The sequence below is a fragment of the Spiroplasma endosymbiont of Thecophora atra genome (assembly GCF_964019735.1).
Classification (GTDB): Bacteria; Bacillota_I; Bacilli_A; order Mycoplasmatales; family VBWQ01; genus Spiroplasma_E; species Spiroplasma_E ixodetis_A.
Genome location: NZ_OZ026464.1, coordinates 691617 through 712409, shown reverse-complemented (window position 1 = coordinate 712409; position 20793 = coordinate 691617). Strand labels below are relative to the sequence as shown.

Annotated in this window: 23 protein-coding genes and 1 pseudogene; 13 read left to right on the top strand and 11 right to left on the bottom strand. The window is 23.4% G+C overall.

From position 1 onward, the window contains the following. Positions 1 to 11: 11 nt before the first annotated feature. The 7 genes from AACL05_RS04045 to AACL05_RS04015 form a co-directional block, all read right to left on the bottom strand. Positions 12 to 953, bottom strand: a complete 942-nt coding sequence (locus tag AACL05_RS04045; protein ID WP_338962949.1) for an ABC transporter ATP-binding protein — start codon at positions 951 to 953, stop codon at positions 12 to 14. A gap of 47 nt (positions 954 to 1000) precedes the next feature. Continuing rightward, a complete protein-coding gene (locus AACL05_RS04040; protein ID WP_338986347.1) occupies positions 1001 to 1807 on the bottom strand; it encodes an ABC transporter ATP-binding protein in 807 nt (268 codons plus the stop codon). Positions 1808 to 1846: 39 nt separating this feature from the next. After that, the gene (locus AACL05_RS04035; protein ID WP_338986344.1) at positions 1847 to 2401 is read right to left on the bottom strand and encodes a hypothetical protein; all 555 of its coding nucleotides are present in this window, start codon (positions 2399 to 2401) and stop codon (positions 1847 to 1849) included. Beyond that, the gene (locus AACL05_RS04030) at positions 2394 to 3239 is read right to left on the bottom strand and encodes a site-specific DNA-methyltransferase (RefSeq protein ID WP_338962941.1); all 846 of its coding nucleotides are present in this window, start codon (positions 3237 to 3239) and stop codon (positions 2394 to 2396) included. Before AACL05_RS04030 ends, AACL05_RS04035 begins: the two co-directional genes overlap by 8 nt. 178 nt (positions 3240 to 3417) lie before the next feature. Continuing rightward, on the bottom strand, positions 3418 to 4464 hold the full coding sequence (locus tag AACL05_RS04025) for a nicotinate-nucleotide adenylyltransferase (protein ID WP_338962938.1): 1047 nt from the start codon (positions 4462 to 4464) through the stop codon (positions 3418 to 3420). Then, the gene (locus AACL05_RS04020) at positions 4464 to 5363 is read right to left on the bottom strand and encodes a deoxyribonuclease IV (protein WP_338962935.1); all 900 of its coding nucleotides are present in this window, start codon (positions 5361 to 5363) and stop codon (positions 4464 to 4466) included. The genes AACL05_RS04025 and AACL05_RS04020 overlap by 1 nt, the downstream gene beginning before the upstream one ends. Before the next feature lie 19 nt (positions 5364 to 5382). Then, positions 5383 to 6741 carry a DEAD/DEAH box helicase gene (locus tag AACL05_RS04015; RefSeq protein ID WP_338962933.1) on the bottom strand — a complete coding sequence of 453 codons (1359 nt, stop codon included), beginning with the start codon at positions 6739 to 6741 and terminating at the stop codon, positions 5383 to 5385. Between the two features lie 282 nt (positions 6742 to 7023). Here AACL05_RS04015 and AACL05_RS04010 point away from each other — a divergent pair, with 282 nt between their 5' ends. The 5 genes from AACL05_RS04010 (at position 7024) to AACL05_RS03990 (ending at position 9221) form a co-directional block, all read left to right on the top strand. Next, positions 7024 to 7251: a hypothetical protein gene (locus AACL05_RS04010; RefSeq protein WP_338986342.1), complete on the top strand. Its 228-nt coding sequence runs from the start codon at positions 7024 to 7026 to the stop codon at positions 7249 to 7251. A gap of 56 nt (positions 7252 to 7307) precedes the next feature. Next, entirely contained in the window at positions 7308 to 7517 is a 210-nt protein-coding gene (locus AACL05_RS04005) for a hypothetical protein (protein WP_338962928.1), read from the top strand. A 69-nt stretch (positions 7518 to 7586) separates the two neighbouring features. Next, on the top strand, positions 7587 to 8102 hold the full coding sequence (locus AACL05_RS04000) for a hypothetical protein (protein ID WP_252320024.1): 516 nt from the start codon (positions 7587 to 7589) through the stop codon (positions 8100 to 8102). A gap of 192 nt (positions 8103 to 8294) precedes the next feature. Continuing rightward, the gene (locus AACL05_RS03995) at positions 8295 to 8675 is read left to right on the top strand and encodes a hypothetical protein (protein WP_338962923.1); all 381 of its coding nucleotides are present in this window, start codon (positions 8295 to 8297) and stop codon (positions 8673 to 8675) included. Positions 8676 to 8789: 114 nt separating this feature from the next. Continuing rightward, positions 8790 to 9221: a hypothetical protein gene (locus tag AACL05_RS03990; protein WP_338962920.1), complete on the top strand. Its 432-nt coding sequence runs from the start codon at positions 8790 to 8792 to the stop codon at positions 9219 to 9221. Positions 9222 to 9238: 17 nt separating this feature from the next. On the opposite strand, the gene typA is transcribed toward AACL05_RS03990, so the two are convergent. Both typA and AACL05_RS03980 read right to left on the bottom strand, forming a co-directional pair. After that, the gene (typA, locus tag AACL05_RS03985; RefSeq protein ID WP_338962917.1) at positions 9239 to 11083 is read right to left on the bottom strand and encodes a translational GTPase TypA; all 1845 of its coding nucleotides are present in this window, start codon (positions 11081 to 11083) and stop codon (positions 9239 to 9241) included. Positions 11084 to 11201: 118 nt separating this feature from the next. Continuing rightward, entirely contained in the window at positions 11202 to 11972 is a 771-nt protein-coding gene (locus AACL05_RS03980; protein WP_338986341.1) for a hypothetical protein, read from the bottom strand. A 319-nt stretch (positions 11973 to 12291) separates the two neighbouring features. Between AACL05_RS03980 and AACL05_RS03975 the strand changes: the two genes are divergently transcribed. The 4 genes from AACL05_RS03975 to AACL05_RS03960 all read left to right on the top strand — a co-directional run bounded on the left by AACL05_RS03975 (position 12292) and on the right by AACL05_RS03960 (position 15068). Then, on the top strand, positions 12292 to 12954 hold the full coding sequence (locus AACL05_RS03975) for an FMN-dependent NADH-azoreductase (protein WP_338962913.1): 663 nt from the start codon (positions 12292 to 12294) through the stop codon (positions 12952 to 12954). Positions 12955 to 13073: 119 nt separating this feature from the next. Then, positions 13074 to 13199: a hypothetical protein gene (locus tag AACL05_RS03970; RefSeq protein WP_338986338.1), complete on the top strand. Its 126-nt coding sequence runs from the start codon at positions 13074 to 13076 to the stop codon at positions 13197 to 13199. 86 nt (positions 13200 to 13285) lie between these two features. Continuing rightward, positions 13286 to 14236 (top strand): IS30 family transposase, encoded by a 951-nt coding sequence (locus AACL05_RS03965; RefSeq protein ID WP_338986335.1) that lies wholly within the window; start codon positions 13286 to 13288, stop codon positions 14234 to 14236. Positions 14237 to 14411: 175 nt separating this feature from the next. Beyond that, positions 14412 to 15068 (top strand): BspA family leucine-rich repeat surface protein, encoded by a 657-nt coding sequence (locus AACL05_RS03960; RefSeq protein ID WP_338986332.1) that lies wholly within the window; start codon positions 14412 to 14414, stop codon positions 15066 to 15068. A gap of 32 nt (positions 15069 to 15100) precedes the next feature. On the opposite strand, the gene AACL05_RS03955 is transcribed toward AACL05_RS03960, so the two are convergent. Continuing rightward, positions 15101 to 16366 carry a rod shape-determining protein gene (locus tag AACL05_RS03955; RefSeq protein WP_338962909.1) on the bottom strand — a complete coding sequence of 422 codons (1266 nt, stop codon included), beginning with the start codon at positions 16364 to 16366 and terminating at the stop codon, positions 15101 to 15103. Positions 16367 to 16645: 279 nt separating this feature from the next. Between AACL05_RS03955 and AACL05_RS03950 the strand changes: the two genes are divergently transcribed. The 4 genes from AACL05_RS03950 to AACL05_RS03935 all read left to right on the top strand — a co-directional run bounded on the left by AACL05_RS03950 (position 16646) and on the right by AACL05_RS03935 (position 19268). Next, positions 16646 to 17197, top strand: a complete 552-nt coding sequence (locus AACL05_RS03950; protein WP_338986329.1) for a fructose PTS transporter subunit IIA — start codon at positions 16646 to 16648, stop codon at positions 17195 to 17197. Between the two features lie 76 nt (positions 17198 to 17273). Beyond that, positions 17274 to 18224: an IS30 family transposase gene (locus AACL05_RS03945; RefSeq protein ID WP_338960236.1), complete on the top strand. Its 951-nt coding sequence runs from the start codon at positions 17274 to 17276 to the stop codon at positions 18222 to 18224. 35 nt (positions 18225 to 18259) lie between these two features. Continuing rightward, positions 18260 to 18598: a hypothetical protein gene (locus AACL05_RS03940; RefSeq protein WP_338962903.1), complete on the top strand. Its 339-nt coding sequence runs from the start codon at positions 18260 to 18262 to the stop codon at positions 18596 to 18598. A 250-nt stretch (positions 18599 to 18848) separates the two neighbouring features. Further along, positions 18849 to 19268, top strand: a complete 420-nt coding sequence (locus tag AACL05_RS03935; RefSeq protein WP_338960498.1) for a hypothetical protein — start codon at positions 18849 to 18851, stop codon at positions 19266 to 19268. 152 nt (positions 19269 to 19420) lie between these two features. On the opposite strand, the pseudogene AACL05_RS03930 reads toward AACL05_RS03935, so the two are convergent. After that, a pseudogene (locus AACL05_RS03930) lies at positions 19421 to 20669 on the bottom strand (ISNCY family transposase). Between the last annotated feature and the right edge of the window lie 124 nt (positions 20670 to 20793).

Below are 20793 nucleotides of genomic sequence, written 5' to 3'. Positions count from 1 at the left end.
AATGTTAGTTTTTACCCCATAATTCCAGCTTCATATAAATGTTTAAAGTGACCTTCTTTAACTTTTAATTCATCAAAAGTACCAACTTGAACTAAACCTTTTTTTTCTAAAACTAAAATCTTATCAACAGTTTTAATTGTTGATAAACGATGGGCAATAATAATACTAGTACGACCAATCATTAATTTATTAAATTGTGCTTGTATTTCCTTTTCGACAATATTATCTAAAGCACTAGTAGCTTCATCTAAAATTAATAGTTCTGGATTTTTTAAAAAGATACGAGCAATAGCTACTCTTTGTTTTTGACCACCAGATAAGTTAATCCCACGTTCACCTAAAATTGTATTATAACCATTAGGTAATTGTTCAATGTAATCATGTAAGTTAGCTTTACTTGCAGCAATTTTGATTTCTTCTAAAGTTGCTCCTTGCTTAGTATAACTAATGTTTTCGGCAAATGTGCCAAATAAAATTTGTGGATCTTGTTCAATATAGCCAATATGATGTAAGTATTGTGCTAAGTCAATATCACGTAAATCAGTATTATTATTAATTAAAATTCTTCCTTCAGCAGGGTCATAGTAACGTAGTAATAACTTAGAAATAGTAGTTTTTCCGACACCAGTTGCACCAACAATAGCATAACTTTTACCTTTTTCAAAAGTGAAAGAGAAGTTATTTAAAATTCAGTCTTCTTTTTCATCATAGCGGAAATTAAGATTTTCAAAAATAATATCACTAGTAATTTGTTTTACTGGTAAGGCTTTTTCTTTATTAACTATTTTTGGTTTAATATTAAGAATTTCATTAACTCTTAAAATTGAAGTTGATGTTTTAGCTCAATTACCTAAGAATTGAATACTTTGAATAACTGGGAAAATTAAAGTGTTGACTGCTAATAAAAAAGCAATTAGTGTTGGAACACTAATGATGTGTTTACTTACAAACATGAAACCAGCAACTAAACCAACAATGTTAATTCCTGTTAGTAATGTAATTAGTAATGCTCTAGTAAAACTTTCAAAAGTAATAGTTTTTTTGCTGCTTGATAATATTTAAGATGTTCATTAGAAAATCTTTTATTTTCACTTTTTTCTGTAACATTACTTTTAATTAAAGTAATAGTATTTAGTCGATCAGTAATATCAGCATTAACTTCAGTGTAAACTTTTCTTCATTTATAGTTTAAATAACGAATAATTTGAACATTTAATACTGATATTATTAAAATTGATAAAACAATACCTAAAACAATTAATGATAATTGTCAATTTAAAGAAAAAATAACGTAAATTGAACCAAAAAAAGTCACAATTGAACTAAGCATAGTTAAAGGAATAGATTGCATATTTTCACCAATAACACTAGTATCACTAATTAGTTTTGTTAAAGTGTCACCAATTTTGCGATCTTCATAATATGACATATCTAAATCTAGTAAATGTTTTAAAACTTTATTTCGATATTTAATTTCAACTTTAACACCAATGATGCTTCCTGTTAAATTACGAAAGTACATAAATAATCCTGATGCAATTTGTAAACTAATTAAAATATAAGCTAAAATAGTAATTTTTTCTCATTGAAAACCATCGGGGGTAGCTAAAAAATTATTAGTAATTTTAGGAATAATTACTGAAATTATTGAAGAAGCAATAGTGGTTAGTATTGCAATTAGATAAAGTAGTGGATATTTTTTAAAGTATTTAATAACTGCGCTTAAGAAACCACTTTTTTTTATTTTTGCTGTTGTTTTTTCTTTTGTCGGCAAAGCAGTAATTTTTGTTTTATTTTTTTTGGACATAATATTTGATCTCCTTATTAATAATTTATTTTTTATTTGTTATAGTGGTAAACCCAATTCTTTTAATGGAATATAATTAAAAAAATAACGACAATTACTATCTATTATATAATTTAAAGTATCTTTATATTCTGGTTTTTTAAATCAATCACTTAATAAATATCAGTATTCAATTTTGCAATTTAATATTGATAAAAGTTTTTGTCATTGTTTTCTTTTAAAATCACAAGTTTGTAGTTTTTCATCAACACTTCCAGCAACATTTTGTTTTTTAATTTCAATAATAAAAAAAGTATTATTCTTATATACAAAAATACTGTCATCTGGTAGTAATTTTTTTGATAAAAAGTAATTTCAGTTTAAATTGTGGTGTTTTTCTAAATAAACATAGATTGCATGTTTTTTGAAAATATTTGCAACATGTTCTCCCATATAAAACAATTCAAATGCATCATTTTGTTTTAAATTGTGAATTCCAATCATATTTTTAATTTCATAATTTTCCTGTTTTTTAAAAAATGAATATAACTCTTTTTCTCCTTCAAAAGCGAGACCAGTTTTTGTATTTGCACCACCGATTCCATTTTTAACCATTATTATCATCCAATCTTTTTTTTGCTAGATTAAAATATTCAATATTATTTTCAATTCCTATGAAATTTCTATTGTGCATTTTACATGCAAGACCAGTTGTGCCACTACCCATAAACGGATCTAAGACAATATCATTTTCATTAGTACAAGCAATTATAATTCTTTTTAAAAGATCTAATGGTTTTTGTGAAGGATGTTTACCATAAATTTTTTCAAATGGTTTAGGAGTAGTTATTGCTCAAACACTTCGCATTTGCTTATCTTCATTCTTAAAATTATCTTCTTCTCATTTAGAATATTTCATATCTTTGTAATTAAAAACATGTTTAGAATTGCTATCTTTTTTTGCTCATATTAATGTTTCATGACTAGCAGTAAAATTTCTACAACCAATATTAGGTGTACAATTAGGTTTGTATCAAGCTATATCATTAAGAATGTGAAAATTTAGCTCTTGTAAAATAAAACCACAAATATAAATAGAATGATAAGTTCCAGTAATTATTAAAGTTCCATTTGGTTTTAAAATTCTTTTGCATTCTTTAATTCATTTTTGATGAAATTTATAATTTTCAAGAAAACCTTTACTTTTATCTCATTCACCTTTATTAACAGATGTTCTTTTGCCAGCGTTAACACTATAACCATTATTTGATAAAAAATAAGGTGGATCGATAAAAATAAAATCAACTAATTCATTTTTCATTTTTTTCATTTCAACAAAACTATCTCCAAAAATAAGATTTATTTTTTTAACTTGATTTGAATTTGAATTATCTATTTTAAGTTTAACTGTTTTTCCATTTTTGGTTTCTAATTCTTTACTCACTAAACTCATTATTAGTACTCCTTAGTTACAATTATTTGTTTATATTATTACAATACTATTTAGTTTATTAAATTTCCCTTTTCTTTAATATTATATATTAAATAATTAATAAATAAGTATTTTACTGTAGATACTATTTGTTAATTTTTATTACTTCACGTTTCATATATTGTTAAAAACTTATTATTTAATGGTTTTTTTCTAGTAAATGCTTTTTTAAAATTTCTAGATAGTATTTAAAAGCAACAGTTAAATCTTGAAAGGCAAGTTTTCTTAATTCTTCAACATAATAATGGTTACGTTCAATTGATATTTTATCTGCTAATAATACTATTAATTCTAAAGGTTTCATTTCGTTTGCACCAGTAGTGTGTTTAGCAATTGCATGAAGAACTAAATCATCATGATACTGATAATGATGTTTTAAATACAATGCTGCTACATAACCATGTCAAATTGGAAATGGTTCTTGTAAAATTTCTTTATTATATTTTGTTAAAAATTTAGTCATTTTACTTTTACTTCATTGTTTGCAAAGGTCATGATAAGTTCCTGCAATTAGGGCTTTATTAGCATCTTCGTTATAATGGATTGCTAATTTAACAGCCATTTTACCAACATTAATACAATGTTCAGTTCTATTGTTATCCAAATTTGCTTTTAAACGCTCATAACTATATATTAAATTATTGTTAATATAATCATTAATTTTTATATCAATTTGATTAATAATTTCACCATTTCTAATTTTGGCAGAGCTAATATCACTACTTGGTCGAACTACTAAATTTTGACACTTGTATTTTGACATTAGTTCTAATGTTTTACGATAATGAGGGCGATTAACAACAATAATTTTAACTAAATTAATTAACTGTTCAATTCCTTGTCATTTATTTAAAGTATATAAATTATCAGAACCAATAATAAAAAAGAATTTGTGATTTGGATAGTTTTCAATAAAGTAGTTAATAGTATTAATAGTATAACTAGGTTGCTTACTTGTTAGTTCATAATCATTTAATTTTATTCAAGAATAGTTTTTAATAACTAAATTAATCATATCGACTCTTTGTTGATCGCTAGCACTGACACTATCTTTTAACGGATTTTGTTTTGTTGGTAAAATTCAAACTTCGTCAAGTGAAAGTTTATGATAAGCTGTATTTGCAATGTTTAAATGTTGATTATGAAATGGATCAAAAGTTCCACCAAAAATGCCAATTCTTTTCATTATTTGTTAGTTCCTAATGATTCTAAAATTTCTTTATTATATTTTTTTGTTCTTATCATTTTAATTTCATGTAAATAAGGTGGATAACCATTAATTCATGGCGTTTCTAAAATTTTTATTTTAGTAAGCAACAATGGATGATAAATAATGTTAATTAAAGTTTGAAAACCAAGGTAACCCATTCCTAAGTTAGCATGACGATCTTTATGAGCATTGATTGGGTTTTTAGAATCATTAACATGAATAACTAATAATTTATCTAATCCAATAAGTTGATCAAATTGTTGTATTATTTGTTCTAAATTATTATTAAGATCATAACCAGCATCAGATAAGTGACAAGTATCTCAACAAACACCAATTAGTTCGGGTCTTTTTACATTATTAATAATATATTGAAGTTGTTCAAAAGTAGTTCCTACTTCACTACCTTTTCCTGACATTGTTTCCAAAGCAATTTTTACAGTTTGTTTTTCTAAACATGCTGCATTTAGTCCTTTAACAATTTGATCTAAAGCAGTTTGTGGTAAAGCACCAACAGCGCTACCTGGATGTAAAACCAAAGTTTTAATGCCAATATCTTGACAGCGAATTATTTCTTGTCGTAAGAAATCTACTGCTAATTGGTAAGTACTTTTGTTAATACTATTAGCCAGATTAATAATGTAAGGAGCATGAACAATAAGATTATTAATATCAATATTTTTTTCAATTAGTTTTTCTGTAAATTCTTTAATAAATAATGCTTTGGTTGATTTACGAATTGTATTTTGTGGAGCACCTGTATAAAACATAAACGTATTGGCATTATAACTTAGAGCCTCTTCAAGAGCACCCAATAAATATTTTGGTGCTTTCATTGAAACATGAGATCCAATAATTAATTTGTCATTTTCCATCTTGCTTCCTCTTTCATTATTAATTTTCATCAAAAAGTTTTTTTCTTCTTGCAATTGCTTGTGTTTTTTTAATTTTCTTAATTGATGCTTTAATGTGTTGTTTTCTTGTTTCTTTTTTTATTGCTTCTAAATCTTTATTAAATTTTTTCTTATAACCAGGAGTTACATTTTTATTTTTTTTAAAGCGATTAATAACATATTGCTCTTCTTTATTTCTTTCTATTTTTCGTTTATGAATAAGGATGTTGTCATTAGTAATTTCTGGTAGTAACTTATTATCTTTAATTTTATAGTATTCTATTGGAACATTTAAATTTTTTAACTTATGAATAGTAGAATTATCACTCTTATCATAAAATACATAAGAAATACCTGAATAGTTAGCTCGTCCTGTTCGCCCTGCTCGATGAAAATAATATTCTAGATTATTTGTCGGTAATTGTAAAGAAATAACATGAGATACCCCTTCAATATCAATACCACGTGCTGCGATATCTGAACAAACAACATATTGATATTCAAAATTTTTAATACGTTTAAAAGTTTGAGAACGTTCTCGTGCTGGTAATCCACCATGTAAGATTGCTACTTTTTTATTTTCTTCAATTAAGACGTTTGCAATTTCTTCAATATTTTCTTTGTTATTAACAAAAATTAAGCATAAATAAGGATCAAACATTGTTAATAATGATTGTAGTTGTTTTTTACTATCTTGATGATGACGATTAATAAAAATATGTTGAATTTTTTGAGATTTATTATCAATACTAATTGTAGTAGCGTTAGTAATATATTTTTTTAATCAAGTAACTAGTTGGGGTAATATTGTTGCTGAAAAAGTCATAATTTGAGTATTTTTATTCATTTTAGTAATTAAAAAATCTAAATCTTCCATGAATCCCATATCAAATAACATATCACATTCATCAATAACTAAAGTGTTAGTAGTAGTAATTGCTAACATATTAAGTTCATATAAACGTTTTAATCTAGTTGGAGTTCCAATTACAATTTGTGGTTGATTATTACTTAAATTATTACTTTGACGAATAATATCTTTGCCACCCACTAAACAAGCAATGCTAATATTTTGATCTTTAATTAAAGCTTTTAAAAAATTGAACGTTTGTTGAGCAAGTTCACGAGTAGGTGTAATAATAACTGCTTGTGTTACTTTTAAAGTAACATTACAATTATTTAAAATTGGAATTAAATAAGTATGAGTTTTACCACTACCAGTAGCACTTTTAATAATTAAGTTTTTATTAGTTAATGCTAAAGGAATAATTTCGGTTTGGACTGGTGTTGGATTAATTAGTTTTTCTTTTTTTAAATTTTCAATTAGTCATGGTTGTAAATTAAATTGTTGAAATGACATGCGTTCACCTTTTTCTTTAATGCAATATTAATATTTTATCTTATTTTTACTAAGTTCTTTAAAAAATAAGATAAAAAACTTTATTAAAAGTAATAATAATTACTATTTTAATGTTTAAGATTATTAATTTTCAAAAAATAAAAAAATACATCAGTAATTTATACAACTAATTGTTTATTTAAATTTCTACTCTAATAAAAGTAAAATGTCAATAGATTATTTTTAATCATGTAAAATTAACTTAGAAAAAAATTAAGGGCTTAGAAAAGAGGTTTGTAATTTATGTCAGAAGAAGATGAAGAAGAAAAGAAAAAGAAGAAGAAATCAACAAAAATTATTGCTGGTCTTATCGGCTCTGCAGCTTTAATTGGAGCCACCATTGCTGGTGGTATGACAGCTATTGCTGAAACAGAAGGAGAAAAAGAAAAAGAAGAGGAAGAAAAAAATAAAAAAAATCAAATGGTTCGATCTCTAAACAATCATCAATTAGTGATAATAAACAAACTTTAGCAGTAATTTTCAAAAACAAAACAAATCTGCAATTAAAACCTGAAGACAAATTGAAAATGACAAGTCCAGAAACTATAAAGGAGGTTATTAAAGAGAGACTAATTGAAAGTAATCCACAATCAAATTTAATAAAAGAAAAAATTATTTTAGGTAATTTAAAATATAATAATATGAACATTAAACCAACTACTTTAACAGTTGAAATGACTTATGATGACCCTTTAGTTATTGGAAGTGTAATTTTAAATGTAATTTATCCAAAATAAAAAATAAGAAGAACTTGTTTATAAAATGACGCAAATTTATATATTAAGAAAATTTAGGGGGTTATTTATATGCAAAATAATTTAAATATAATGTTTTTAGTTAATTGATCAGATTTTTCAATAAAGGACTGAATAATCATAGGATTATCAATATTATTATTAATGCTAACTTTTATTTTTATTTTAGTTATTTTTCTTTTTAAAAGAAAAAGATTTAAGTTTAAAATAAATAATATTATAAGTGATAATTTAGTAAAAATAGGTAAAAATAATTATAAATTTTCAAGTAGAAATGCTTTTATACTCTTTAATGAAATTAAATCAATAATTTTAGATAAGCGTTATAAGTATTTTTATAAATTTAAAAAGAGATATAAAGATGGTAGTTTAAATAATGAACTTTTTGATATAGTTCAAAAATATTATTTAAAAAATGAAAAAGAATTAAAGAAAAAACCAAAACCTTTATTTGAAAATAAAAAAAATGATAAACCCAGTGATGCTGTTAATAAAAAAGATGATAAAAAAGTTAAATTTGTTTTTGATGATCAAGAAATGACAGTAAAAATTGAAGAAGATAAATAAAACTACTCAATTGAGTAGTTTTATTTATCTATAACTATTTTTTTATATTTTAAAAATATGTATAAAAATTTAACACCAAATATTCTAGATATTATGATATAATTTTTTAAACTTAATTTAAGTTTTCAACTCATTATTTTAATTTTTAAAGTATATGGGTTTTTTATTTTTTTGAAAGGAAGATAAAAAGATATGTATAGTAAAGTTAAAAAAATAAAAAGTATATATAAATTTATTGCTGAAATTAAAGAAGAAATAAAACTTCCAGAAGGATTTGAAGAAAGAAAAATGTACCATGCTTGAATACAAGAGCCACTTTGCAATGTTGTAGATACCACTTGATATTATGAAATTCATATAAAAATTCAAAATATTGAAAAAAGATTAAATAATAATATTAATAAAACTAGTTTAAAAGAAATCAAAATAGAATTGGAAAAAATAACAAAAGAAATTGATCAAAAAAATGGTTGAGATATAGAAAAAGATAATAATTTTATTGATGAAATAAATAAAATAAGTTTATCAATCCAACATAAAACTAAAATTAATAATAAATTTATAGCAAAATAAAAATAGTTACCAAAATGGTAACTATTTTTCTAAATTAAAAAAGATGCTAAAATCAAAAACATAAACTTAATATAAGTTTAATACACTATTTATTTTAAAAAGGAAATATAAAATATGGATATAATGTTAGAGAATAACAATAACGAAAAAACAAAAGATGAATCTATTTTTGTGCCTTCTCCCGCTATTTTTGTAGAAATTTCATTTGAAAACATTAAAACTAAAAAACAAAAACATGCAGAAAGACAAAAACAATATTTAGTAAAAAATAAATCAAATCCTGAATTTATTAGAAAAAAAAGAGAAGGAGAAAAAAGACGCAGAAAAAAATATATTGAAAAGAAAAAAAATAAAGAACTGCTTGATAAGCAAATTCAATTAATGATTAATGAAGTTAATAACTTTGCTAATTATGAAACAATACAGATAGAAGATATATTGCAAGAAAATCAAAAAATTCTGTCTTTAAATGATATTATTGATATTGAATCAGAATATTGAGTATCTACAGTTAACTGTGTAAATTATAATCCTTTTAATCTTTAAACAAAAAATCGTAAGTATTACTTACAATTTCTATTTTGTTTACGTTCATTTTCAGTCAAGAATTTTTTACGCATACGAATATTTTGTGGTGTTACTTCAACTAATTCATCGCTAGCAATAAATTCTAAAGATTCTTCTAAACTAAAAATAGTTGGTGGTGTTAATCTAACAGCTTCATCATTACCTGAACTTCTAGTATTTGTTAATTGTTTTGCTTTGCAAGGATTAACATCTAAATCTTTATCACGATTACTTAAACCAATAATCATTCCTTCATACACTTTAGTTTGCGGTTTAACAAATAAAGTACCACGTTCTTCTAAAGAATTTAAAGCATAAGGTAATGTTGTCCCTGTAATCATACTTACTAGAACGCCATTTCTATTATTATTAATTTCGCCTTTTAATGGTTCATATGTAAGGAAACTACGAACCATAACACCCGTTCCACGAGTAATATTAACGTATTGACGACCAAATCCAATTAATCCTCTTGTTGGAATATGAAAAATAATTTTATCACGAACATTATCAGAATCCATATTAGTCATAATACCTTTTCTTAGATTTAAATTATTAATAACAGTACTACTATATTCAGTAGGATGATTTAAAATAATTTCTTCGACTGGTTCAGTGGTGTGTCCTTTTTCATCTTTTTTAAATACTACTTCCGGTTTAGAAATACCTAATTCAAAGCCTTCGCGACGCATATTTTCAATTAAAACAGATAAATGTAATTCACCACGACCAAAAACTTTAAAACCATCAGCATTACTTCCGGATAATTGTTCTATTTTTAAACCAACATTAGTTTCTAATTCTCTTGTTAAACGTTCTTTAATTTTATTACTAGTTACTAGTTTACCTTCAGTTCCAGAAAATGGTGAATTATTGACAAGGAAATTCATTGACATTGTTGGAGCCTGTATTGTAATTGGTTCCATTGGCACAACATTATCTTTATCACAAATAGTATTACCAATTGTTATATTTTCAATACCCGCTATGCAAACAATATCACCAGCAACAGCGTTTTTAACAGCTACTCGTTTTAATCCTTGATAAACAAATAAATATTTTAATTTTGCTTTTCTTTTTAAATCATAATCATCAACAACAATTATTTCTTGTCCTTCAGAAATAGTACCTTGAAATAATCTACCAATTCCAATTCTGCCAATAAAACTATCATAATCTAATGAACTAATTTGCATTTGTAAAGGCTCATTATATTTTACTAATTTAGAAATTTTAGCATGTTTAATAATTGTTTCAAATAATGGTTCTAAATTTTCGCTTGGTTGATTCAATTCATATTGGGCAATACCTTGTTTAGTAATTCCATAAAGTGTTGGAAAGTCTAACTGTTCATCATTAGCATTTAATTCCATAAAAAGTTCTAATACTTCATCTTTTACTTCTTCAATTCTTTGGTCCTTTTTATCAATTTTGTTAATCATTAAAATTGGATTTAAATTATGTTCTAGTGCTTTTTGCAATACAAAACGAGTTTGTGGCATTGGTCCTTCAACACTATCAACTAGTAAAATAACACAGTCTACTGTTTTCATAATTCTTTCAACTTCAGAGGAAAAGTCAGCATGACCAGGTGTATCAATAATATTAATTTTTGTATTACCATGCATGATTGAACAATTTTTAGAATAAATAGTAATTCCTCGTTGACGTTCTTGATCATTACTATCCATTATTTGTTCAACAATAACTTGGTTTTGATGAAAAATATTTGATTGCTTTAATAAAGCATCAACTAATGTTGACTTTCCAACATCGACGTGTGCTATCACTGCAATATTAATAATTTTTTGTTCAGCAGAAACTTTTTCTTGTTCAGACATTATTCATTCTCCGTTATTCTTAAATTTTGACATTATATAAATTATACGCAATATTTTTAAATTTAGTAAAATAATTAAAAAAATAATTTATTTAAAATGATTTTTTGACATATAATAATTATCTAAATCTTATGATTTGTGATTTTTTTTCATTTTCATCAGTTTTGTTTCTATATTTACTTTTATCATTATTATTTAAAAAATTATTTTGTTGTATTTGTTGGGTTAATAAATATGTTTGTATATCATTAAAATTATTTGTATATATAAAACTGCTACTAGGTTTTGATATTTTTATTTCAATAAATAAACTGTCTTTAGTGTGTGTTTCTAATGTATTAGTATAATGTTTTTTATTAATTAAAGATGTGTTAATTTTTGTTGTTAATTTTCATATTTGATTTTTATTTGGTAATGATAAATCTAATCGTTTTTCATTTTTTAATTGTTCTGAAAATTGATGAGATATTGTAAATAAATATTGTAATTCTTCATCTGTTATGTTTTCTTGATTTATTAATTCACCTACAAATAAATTTAATTCACTTAATATTTCAAATAATTGTTGAGGTTCTTTTTTATATTTATTAATAAAAAAACTAAATTTTTTTATTTGTGCTAAATATTTGTTTAAAATTTTATTTAATTTCTTTTTTATCTTTTTGTTTTTATTGAATTTTCTTTGAATTTTATTTCTATATTTTCTATTATTTTCTAATTCTAAAAAATATTTTTGTTGTTTATATAAATCATTATTGATACTTGCAATTGCATTAGTTATTTCAGAAATTTTAAATCTGTAATTAATTAAAGTACTAATTTTTAAATTTCTATTCATCAATTCAAGTAATTTTTGTTTTCTTTCATTCATATTTTTACCTCTTTCCATTTTTTTGATAGTCTGATCTCAAATTTCTTAATAATTATAATTTGTGTACAAGTACTAAAATCTCTATAATAACTAACTTATATCTATTTTTTAGATTTAATATCTATTTAATTTAAAATTTTTCTATAAACTTTTTTAAAAGTTTTACACACTTTAATAATAACACTTTATAGAAATTGATAAAATTATAATAAATATTTCATTTTTTTATAAAACTATATTTTTATTTATTATTTTTTAATATTTTTTAAAAAATAATAAATAAAAACTGATAAAATCAAATTACAAAGTTATTTTAGATATTTCGGAGGCAAAAATAATGGCAAATAAAGTATTAGTAATTCGTTCTTCTATGATTAAAAAAGAACTATCTTATTCTGAAAGTTTAGTATCTCGTTTTGTTAAATATTATCGTGAATTTCATCCAGAAGATTCAATAATTGAATTAGATTTAAATCAAATACCAATGGCAAGTATTACTATTACGCAAAAAAACTTTACTTCATATTTTAATGAAAAAGATTCTGATTATTATATTAATCAACTAAAAAATGTTAATAAAGTTATATATACAACACCAATGACAAATTTTAATGTTACTAGCATGACAAAAAATTATTTAGATCACATCTTAGTTGCTGGTAAAACTTTTGATTATAAATATACCAAACAAGGTGAAGCTAGAGGATTATTACCACATTTAAAAGTTCAAATTTTGGCGACACAAGGAGCACCATATGGCTGATATTTATGAGGTAATCATGCAACTTATTTAAAAGGAACATGAGAATTTGTAGGTGCTAAAGTAGTAGAACCAATTCTTATTTGTGGTACTAAGGTTCAAGAACTTCATCAAAATGATGCTAATTTACTTATTGGTTCTAAAATATTAGCAAAAGGTGGAGGTTTACCAGCATTAGGACCAGAAAAAACGATGGATAAATTTGAACAGTATATTAAAGAAGCAGCAAAAAAGTTTTAACTTTAAAAAATAAAAATTTTTAGTCAAAAAATATAATTTTTGTGAATTTACCTTCAAAAAGTAGTAAAGTAAAATTGACTTCTTAAATAAAGTTAAAATAAAATAGAAGGATGAAAAAAATGAAAAAAATATTGACAGCATTAAGTGTTTTAACACTTGCATCGGTTGCAGGAAGTTTAACTGTAACTGTTTTAAACACAAATTCACAAAAAAATGATGTTTTAAATGCTGAGTTATACTTGTAAGTGCAAGTAAATAAAATTGCAAAAAATTCTCATATAAAAATTTCATAATGCTAAATTTAGTTTAGAAAAAAGTAAGGAGTTTTTATATGAGTTATAAACATCTTGACATAGATGAAAGGATTTATATTGAGAATCAATTGAAATTTAAATTTAAAATTAGTGAAATAGCTAAAAATCTTAATCGAAGTATTAGTACTATTATTCGAGAAATTAATAGAAATAAAGATAATAATCATTATTTTTCATTAATTGCACAAAATAAAGCTGAAAATCGAAAACAATCACATATTAGTTTTCATAAGTTTAAAAATAAGAATTTAGTAAAATATGTACAACAAAAATTACTATTAGGTTGATCACCTGAACAAATTTATGGCAGAATTAAAAATTTTCATAAAGAGTGAGTTATTAGTTTTAAAACAATTTATACTTGAATTTATTTTGGAATGCTTGATAAAGTTACTAGTAAAAATTTAAGAAGAAAAGGTAAAAAACGAAAATCTAAAGAAAATCGTGGCAAGTTTAATGGTAAATCAATTAAAGAACGAGATATAAATGTTAATGATCGTATAACACTTGGTCATTGAGAAGGAGATACTATAGTATCATCACGAGGTAAAAGCAAATCATGTTTAATAACTTTAGTTGAAAGAGTATCACGATTTACTTTAGCAATATTAGTTAAAAACAGAACTACTAAAGTTATTAATAAAAATGTTAGTTATTATTTATCAATTCTTCCTAAAAACATTGTTAAAACTATTACTTTTGATCGTGGCAAAGAATTTTCAAATTGACAACAACTTGAAAAAAATTTAGATATAAAAATTTATTTTGCCAATCCATATTCACCTTGACAAAGAGGTACTAATGAAAATACTAATGGTTTAATTAGAGAAAAATTTCCTAAAAAATTTATTTTTTCAAAAACTAATAAAAATGAAGTTCATAAATTTATATTGTCTTTAAACCAAAGACCAAGAAAAATACTAAATTATCTTTCACCAATCGAATATTTGGATAGAAAAATAATTTAGTTGCACTTACCTTTACAATTTAGCAAATAATAAAACTCAACAAGATACAATTTACATTGATAAAAATGGCAAACAAATAACAACTAATGAAAGAGATTTATCAAATATAAATAGTAAAGAAATTGTTCAAATTGGTTTTTATAAAAATGATCAGGGAGAAATTCAAGTTGTTAATATGCCAAGAACAATTGAAAAAGTACCTAATCAATTACCATCAGAAATTACATCTTTACAATTTATGTTTATATTTTGTGAAACATTTAATCAAGATTTATCATCTTGAGATACTTCAAATGTTACGAATATGAATTGAATGTTTCATGGTGCTATATCTTTTAATCAAAATATATCAAATTGAGATGTATCTAATGTAACAGATATGGGTGGTATGTTTTGAAATGCAGCATCTTTTAATCAAAATATATCAAACTGAAATGTTTCAAATGTAACAGATATGAATTGTATGTTTGATAATGCAAAAGTTTTTAATCAAAATCTTTCAAAGTGAAATACATCAAACGTAATAGATATGAGCTATATGTTTACTTTTACTTCATTATTTAATCAAGATTTATCATCTTGAGATACTTCAAAAGTGACAAGTATGAGCTATATGTTTGATAGTGCTTTATTATTTAATGGAAATATTTCAACTTGAGATACTTCAAAAGTAAAAAGTATGAATGGTATGTTTTTAAATGCAATATCTTTTAATCAAAATATATCAAATTGAGATGTATCTAATGTTATGAAATACGAATGTTTTTCTTTTGAATCAGGAATTGATAACTCAAAAAAATTACCAAAGTTTAAAAAATTTTTAATAATTTAAAATACTAGTTAGTTTAAAATTTTTATAGTTTTTTATCCTAAATCTTCGTCCTTTATTAGAATTTCACGACTAGGATTTTGTTCAATTATTAATTGTTTGTAAATTGTATCACGATATTTTACACAACCATCAATAACATTATCTAAAGGATTTGGAGCAGTCCGCACTTCAAAAAGATCTCCTTCATATTTTTGACGCATTGGTTTTGTACCTTTTTCAGTTTTAACTTCAATATAATATTCTTTAGCTAATTCTTCTTCAATAAATTTATCAACTTTTTTAATATAAGCTCCACCACCACAAATTGTGATTCCCTTACCTTTTTTCTTTAAATCACTAATACTTCCAGCAGCCTTGTCACCAGCAGTTCTTAGTACTCTACGAATGGCTGGAATAATATGTTCTTTGAATTGAACTTGCATAACATTTTCACGAATTTCTTCTGGTGTAATTTCAATAGTTTTAGAAATTGACATTGTTTCTCCTGGCTGAGAATTTAATCTAGGTAATGAAAAACCCGAAATTGTGTATGGTTTTTCATCTTGATATTTCATAAGTGAACCAATATTTTTAATAACATCTTCAGCTTCTTTTATTCCAACTTTTAAGGCATGTTTTTTTATAATATATTCTTGAACTTTTTGTATTAAATAGTCACCAGCACAATGTGTTGTATATGAATATAATATTGAATTATTACTAATAATAGCAACATCAGTACTGCCACCACCAATATCAATGCACATAATTGCACTTCCAAAAATATCTTGCCCTGAACCTAAGGCTGCCATTTTTACTTCTTCTTGTACAAATCCACGGAGTGCTCCTAAACGATATACAATATTTTCTAAAGCTTCTTTTTGTACTGAATTAATTTCACTTGGTGTTGCCATCAACACAATCAAGTTACGATTTTTATCTAATTTTTCATCTTTTTTTATAGAGTTGTTTTTACTTTGTTTTAAATCTTTAATTTCAAGTCTAAAATCTTGAAAAATCTTAGTAAGAATACGTTGTAAAGCATCTGGATCAGCAATATTACCATCACGAACTGGACGTTTAATAATAACGTTTTCATTTGTTTTGTCAGTTAAAGCCTTAGCCTCTTCACCGTAAAGAATTCTATTTTTTTCATAGTCTTCAGCTAAATAGGTTGGAGCATCATATCTAAGACCTATATTAATATGTCTAGCTTTAAAGTTTTCGGTTCCGATATCTAAAGCTAATCATTGATAATCAGTTATTGATTTAATTTTGTTATTTTTCTGATTTAAATTTTCTTTTCTTGTTTTAAACATTTCTCTAATTTTCCCTTTCTTTAAATACTTAAATTTTATCTAAATTAATTTTACATGATTTTATAAATAAGTTATTTATATTAATTTATAAGGAAATATGGGATTAATGTTGATAATTTTTATTTATTATATTTTGTTTAAAAAACAGCAAAAACTTTGAAGTATGTAATATATCTAATTTTATAAATATTAAATTTAATTGAATAAATAGTTAAAAATATATTTTAATTATCTGAAAAAATCTCTGGTTTTTATTAAAAAAAGGAGATAAAATAATCATTGGAAAAGAAGGTAAAATTGAAAATAACTAATGATTTATTAAACAACTCACATATTATTTTTGAATCTAATATTAAAATTCAAATAGAAGCACTAACTAAAATTACTGATTTGGCATTTTCATTAGGTTATATTACTAATCGTGATGAATTACTAAAAGCATTTCTTGCTCGTGAGCAAGAATCATCAACGGGTTTTGAAGGTGGAATTGCAATTCCACACGCTAGAATTAAATCAATTAAAAAACCTGCAATTCTAATATTATGTAATAATAATGGTATTGACTGAAAAGCAATAGATGGACAATTAACAACTTTTATTATTGCTTTAATAATTCCTGAAACACAAGCAGAAAATTTACATTTAGATATTTTAAGTACACTTGCAATCAAACTTGTAAATGAAGATTTTCGTAAAAAATTAAAAAATGCAACAAATTCACAAGAAATAATATCACTTATTAATGATGAAACAGTTAAAAACTGTACTAAAAAAGAAATAAAAACAATGAAAAATAAGGAAACGCTGAGTTATACTTGTAAGTGCAAGTAAATAAAATTGCAAAAAATTCTCATATAAAAATTTCATAATGCTAAATTTAGTTTAGAAAAAAGTAAGGAGTTTTTATATGAGTTATAAACATCTTGGCATAGATGAAAGGATTTATATTGAGAATCAATTGAAATTTAAATTTAAAATTAGTGAAATAGCTAAAAATCTTAATCGAAGTATTAGTACTATTATTCGAGAAATTAATAGAAATAAAGATAATAATCATTATTTTTCATTAATTGCACAAAATAAAGCTGAAAATCGAAAACAATCACATATTAGTTTTCATAAGTTTAAAAATAAGAATTTAGTAAAATATGTACAACAAAAATTACTATTAGGTTGATCACCTGAACAAATTTATGGCAGAATTAAAAATTTTCATAAAGAGTGAGTTATTAGTTTTAAAACAATTTATACTTGAATTTATTTTGGAATGCTTGATAAAGTTACTAGTAAAAATTTAAGAAGAAAAGGTAAAAAACGAAAATCTAAAGAAAATCGTGGCAAGTTTAATGGTAAATCAATTAAAGAACGAGATATAAATGTTAATGATCGTATAACACTTGGTCATTGAGAAGGAGATACTATAGTATCATCACGAGGTAAAAGCAAATCATGTTTAATAACTTTAGTTGAAAGAGTATCACGATTTACTTTAGCAATATTAGTTAAAAACAGAACTACTAAAGTTATTAATAAAAATGTTAGTTATTATTTATCAATTCTTCCTAAAAACATTGTTAAAACTATTACTTTTGATCGTGGCAAAGAATTTTCAAATTGACAACAACTTGAAAAAAATTTAGATATAAAAATTTATTTTGCCAATCCATATTCACCTTGACAAAGAGGTACTAATGAAAATACTAATGGTTTAATTAGAGAAAAATTTCCTAAAAAATTTATTTTTTCAAAAACTAATAAAAATGAAGTTCATAAATTTATATTGTCTTTAAACCAAAGACCAAGAAAAATACTAAATTATCTTTCACCAATCGAATATTTGGATAGAAAAATAATTTAGTTGCACTTACCTTTACAATTTAGCAATATTAATATATGAATAATAAAAAAAATTGATGATTTGAAAATCAATATAGTCGAAGTACAATAACTATTGATGATAAAAAAATAACTATTTATCATAAAGGATTAACAACTTTTAGTTTAAAAAAACAAACTAAAAATACTATTATGATTAATAATATTAATTATTTAGTTCTTAGAAAGCCAACTTTTTGACAGTGTGGATACCTTTATTTTGTTTTAAAAAATGAAATTGAAAAAACTAATAATCAAGAAATTTTATTATCTAATTTATGTATAGCCTTCAAACGAAAAAATGAATTTAAAGAAGCAGAAGAAATTAAGAGTATTATTGATAATTTAATTATTTAAACTAAAAAAGCATTTTAATGTCAATATCGAGTGAAAATTTCCCAAAAATATTTATAAAAAAATAAATTATTTTGGAAAGTTACAGTGTTAAATAAATATAAACACGAATTCCAAATAAACGTTAAAAATTTAGCTTTAAATTTTGATTTGCGAACTTTTTTTTGTATAATTTAATTAAGTTTAATATAAGTTTTTAACTCATTGCTTTAATTTCAAAGTAAATGAGTTTTTATTTTGAAAGGATGAAAAAATGAATAAAAATTTACAAGAAGAATATGAATGAATTAATAGAGAATTGAAAAAAATAATTATTAATAAAAATCAATTTACTCCAGAAATTATTAGTAATAGAGTTAATTTAGCTCAAACTACTATTGTTGATATTAATGAAAATTTAAAAAAACAAAAGATTAGCAAATTTAAAAAAATTAGTTATTCAATATTGAAAATATTTACTTTTGGAAAAATTGATAAAAATAAAATAATTAAAGAAAAAAATGATTTTTTTATAAAAATATCAAAAGAACTTTTTGGAAATATTAAAAAAGTAAAAGAATTATATATAAGAAAATCAAATAGTGAAATAAATATAGATGTTAATAAAATTAATAATGTAACTTTAAATAATTTATTAATAAATCCGACTAAATCAAACTTACCACAAATGTAAAAACGAGAGATTGCAATTACAATTTCTTTTATATTTAAAATCAATTTTAGAACACCAAATTTGCTCATACGCAAACGTTTTAAAATTTTATATGGTTTAGTATTTATAAAATTAAATATCTTATAAAATAGATTTTTAATTTTAATTAAAAATTATTGATATCCATATCTTCAAGGATAATTTTTATTGGGTATATAAACTTTTTTAGTTTTTATTAAATTTTCTTTTATAATTGGTTTTTGTGCTATTTCTTTTAGTTCATACATTTGATTATTGTAACTAAGATATAATTCATTAATAAATGATTTAAGTACAATTACATCAGTTCTAGGTTGTATGTATTGAACTTTGTTATTTTTATAAGGAAAATACTTTTTACCATAATATGTTATGGTTGAACCACTATCTGTTTTTCTTTTAGAAAATCTTGAAAGATAAATATTGATTTCTTCCTGTGTAGGAGCTTTAACCATAGCAGATTTAGTATCATCAATAGGAAAGGCAAATTGTTTATTAAAAGTACTTATGTATGTTTTAAGAAATTTGTTAGCTTCTTCTAAATTTCTAATTTTATTAAGTCGTAATTCACTAATTAAACGACTTTGAAGTGTTCCAAATAAGCGTTCAACGCGACCTTTAGCTTGCGGAATTGAAGTTCTGATTATTTCAACACCTAAATCATTACAGGACTTTTGAAATTGAGTATAAGTGTCATTTTCTGTATTTATTTTTCCTGCATCAACTTTTTTCTTATATCCAAAAACTGTTCTATTATCGGTATAAAATGTTTTTGGTATTCCATAATTAGTTAAAATTTGATAAAAAATATTATAATAACCATCTAATGTTTCTTGATGATCAAATCATAGTCCAACAATATTTCCTGTAGCATCATCAATTGCAGCATGTAAAAATGATTTTGGTTTATCGTTACCAAATCAATGATGATTACTGGCGTCCATTTGAATTAATTCACCAAAATTTGTTCTTCGATTTCTTGTTGGATGTAAGTTATTTTTTTTTATTTTTATGTCTTTTTGGTGAAGTAATTTTTTCTTTAATTAATATAATATAAAGTGTGCTATATGAAATCTTAATTTTTTCTTCATTAATTAATTTCTCATGAAAATGTTGAAAATTAAAATTATAATATTTTGTTTTATACAAGTTTATAATCTTAATTTTGATTTCAAAATTTGTTGCCTTATTAGAAATTTTATTACGAGATTTATGAATAAAATCAACTTTACCTTCTCTATTAAAAATTTGAATTAATTGGTTAATTCTTCTAATAGTTAGATTAAGTTTATTCTTGGCTTGATGTTTAGATAATTTATTAATAATAATATCATTTATAATTTTGTATTTATATTTTTCTTTCATAGTCATACTTCTTTCCATATTTATCACCAAGTATATTTAACTTCACTTTTGGGAAATTTTTACTCGATAACTAATAGGAAATTATCACTAAATAATGACAAAAAAAGCATTTTAATTGACATATTAAAAAAAATAAATTATA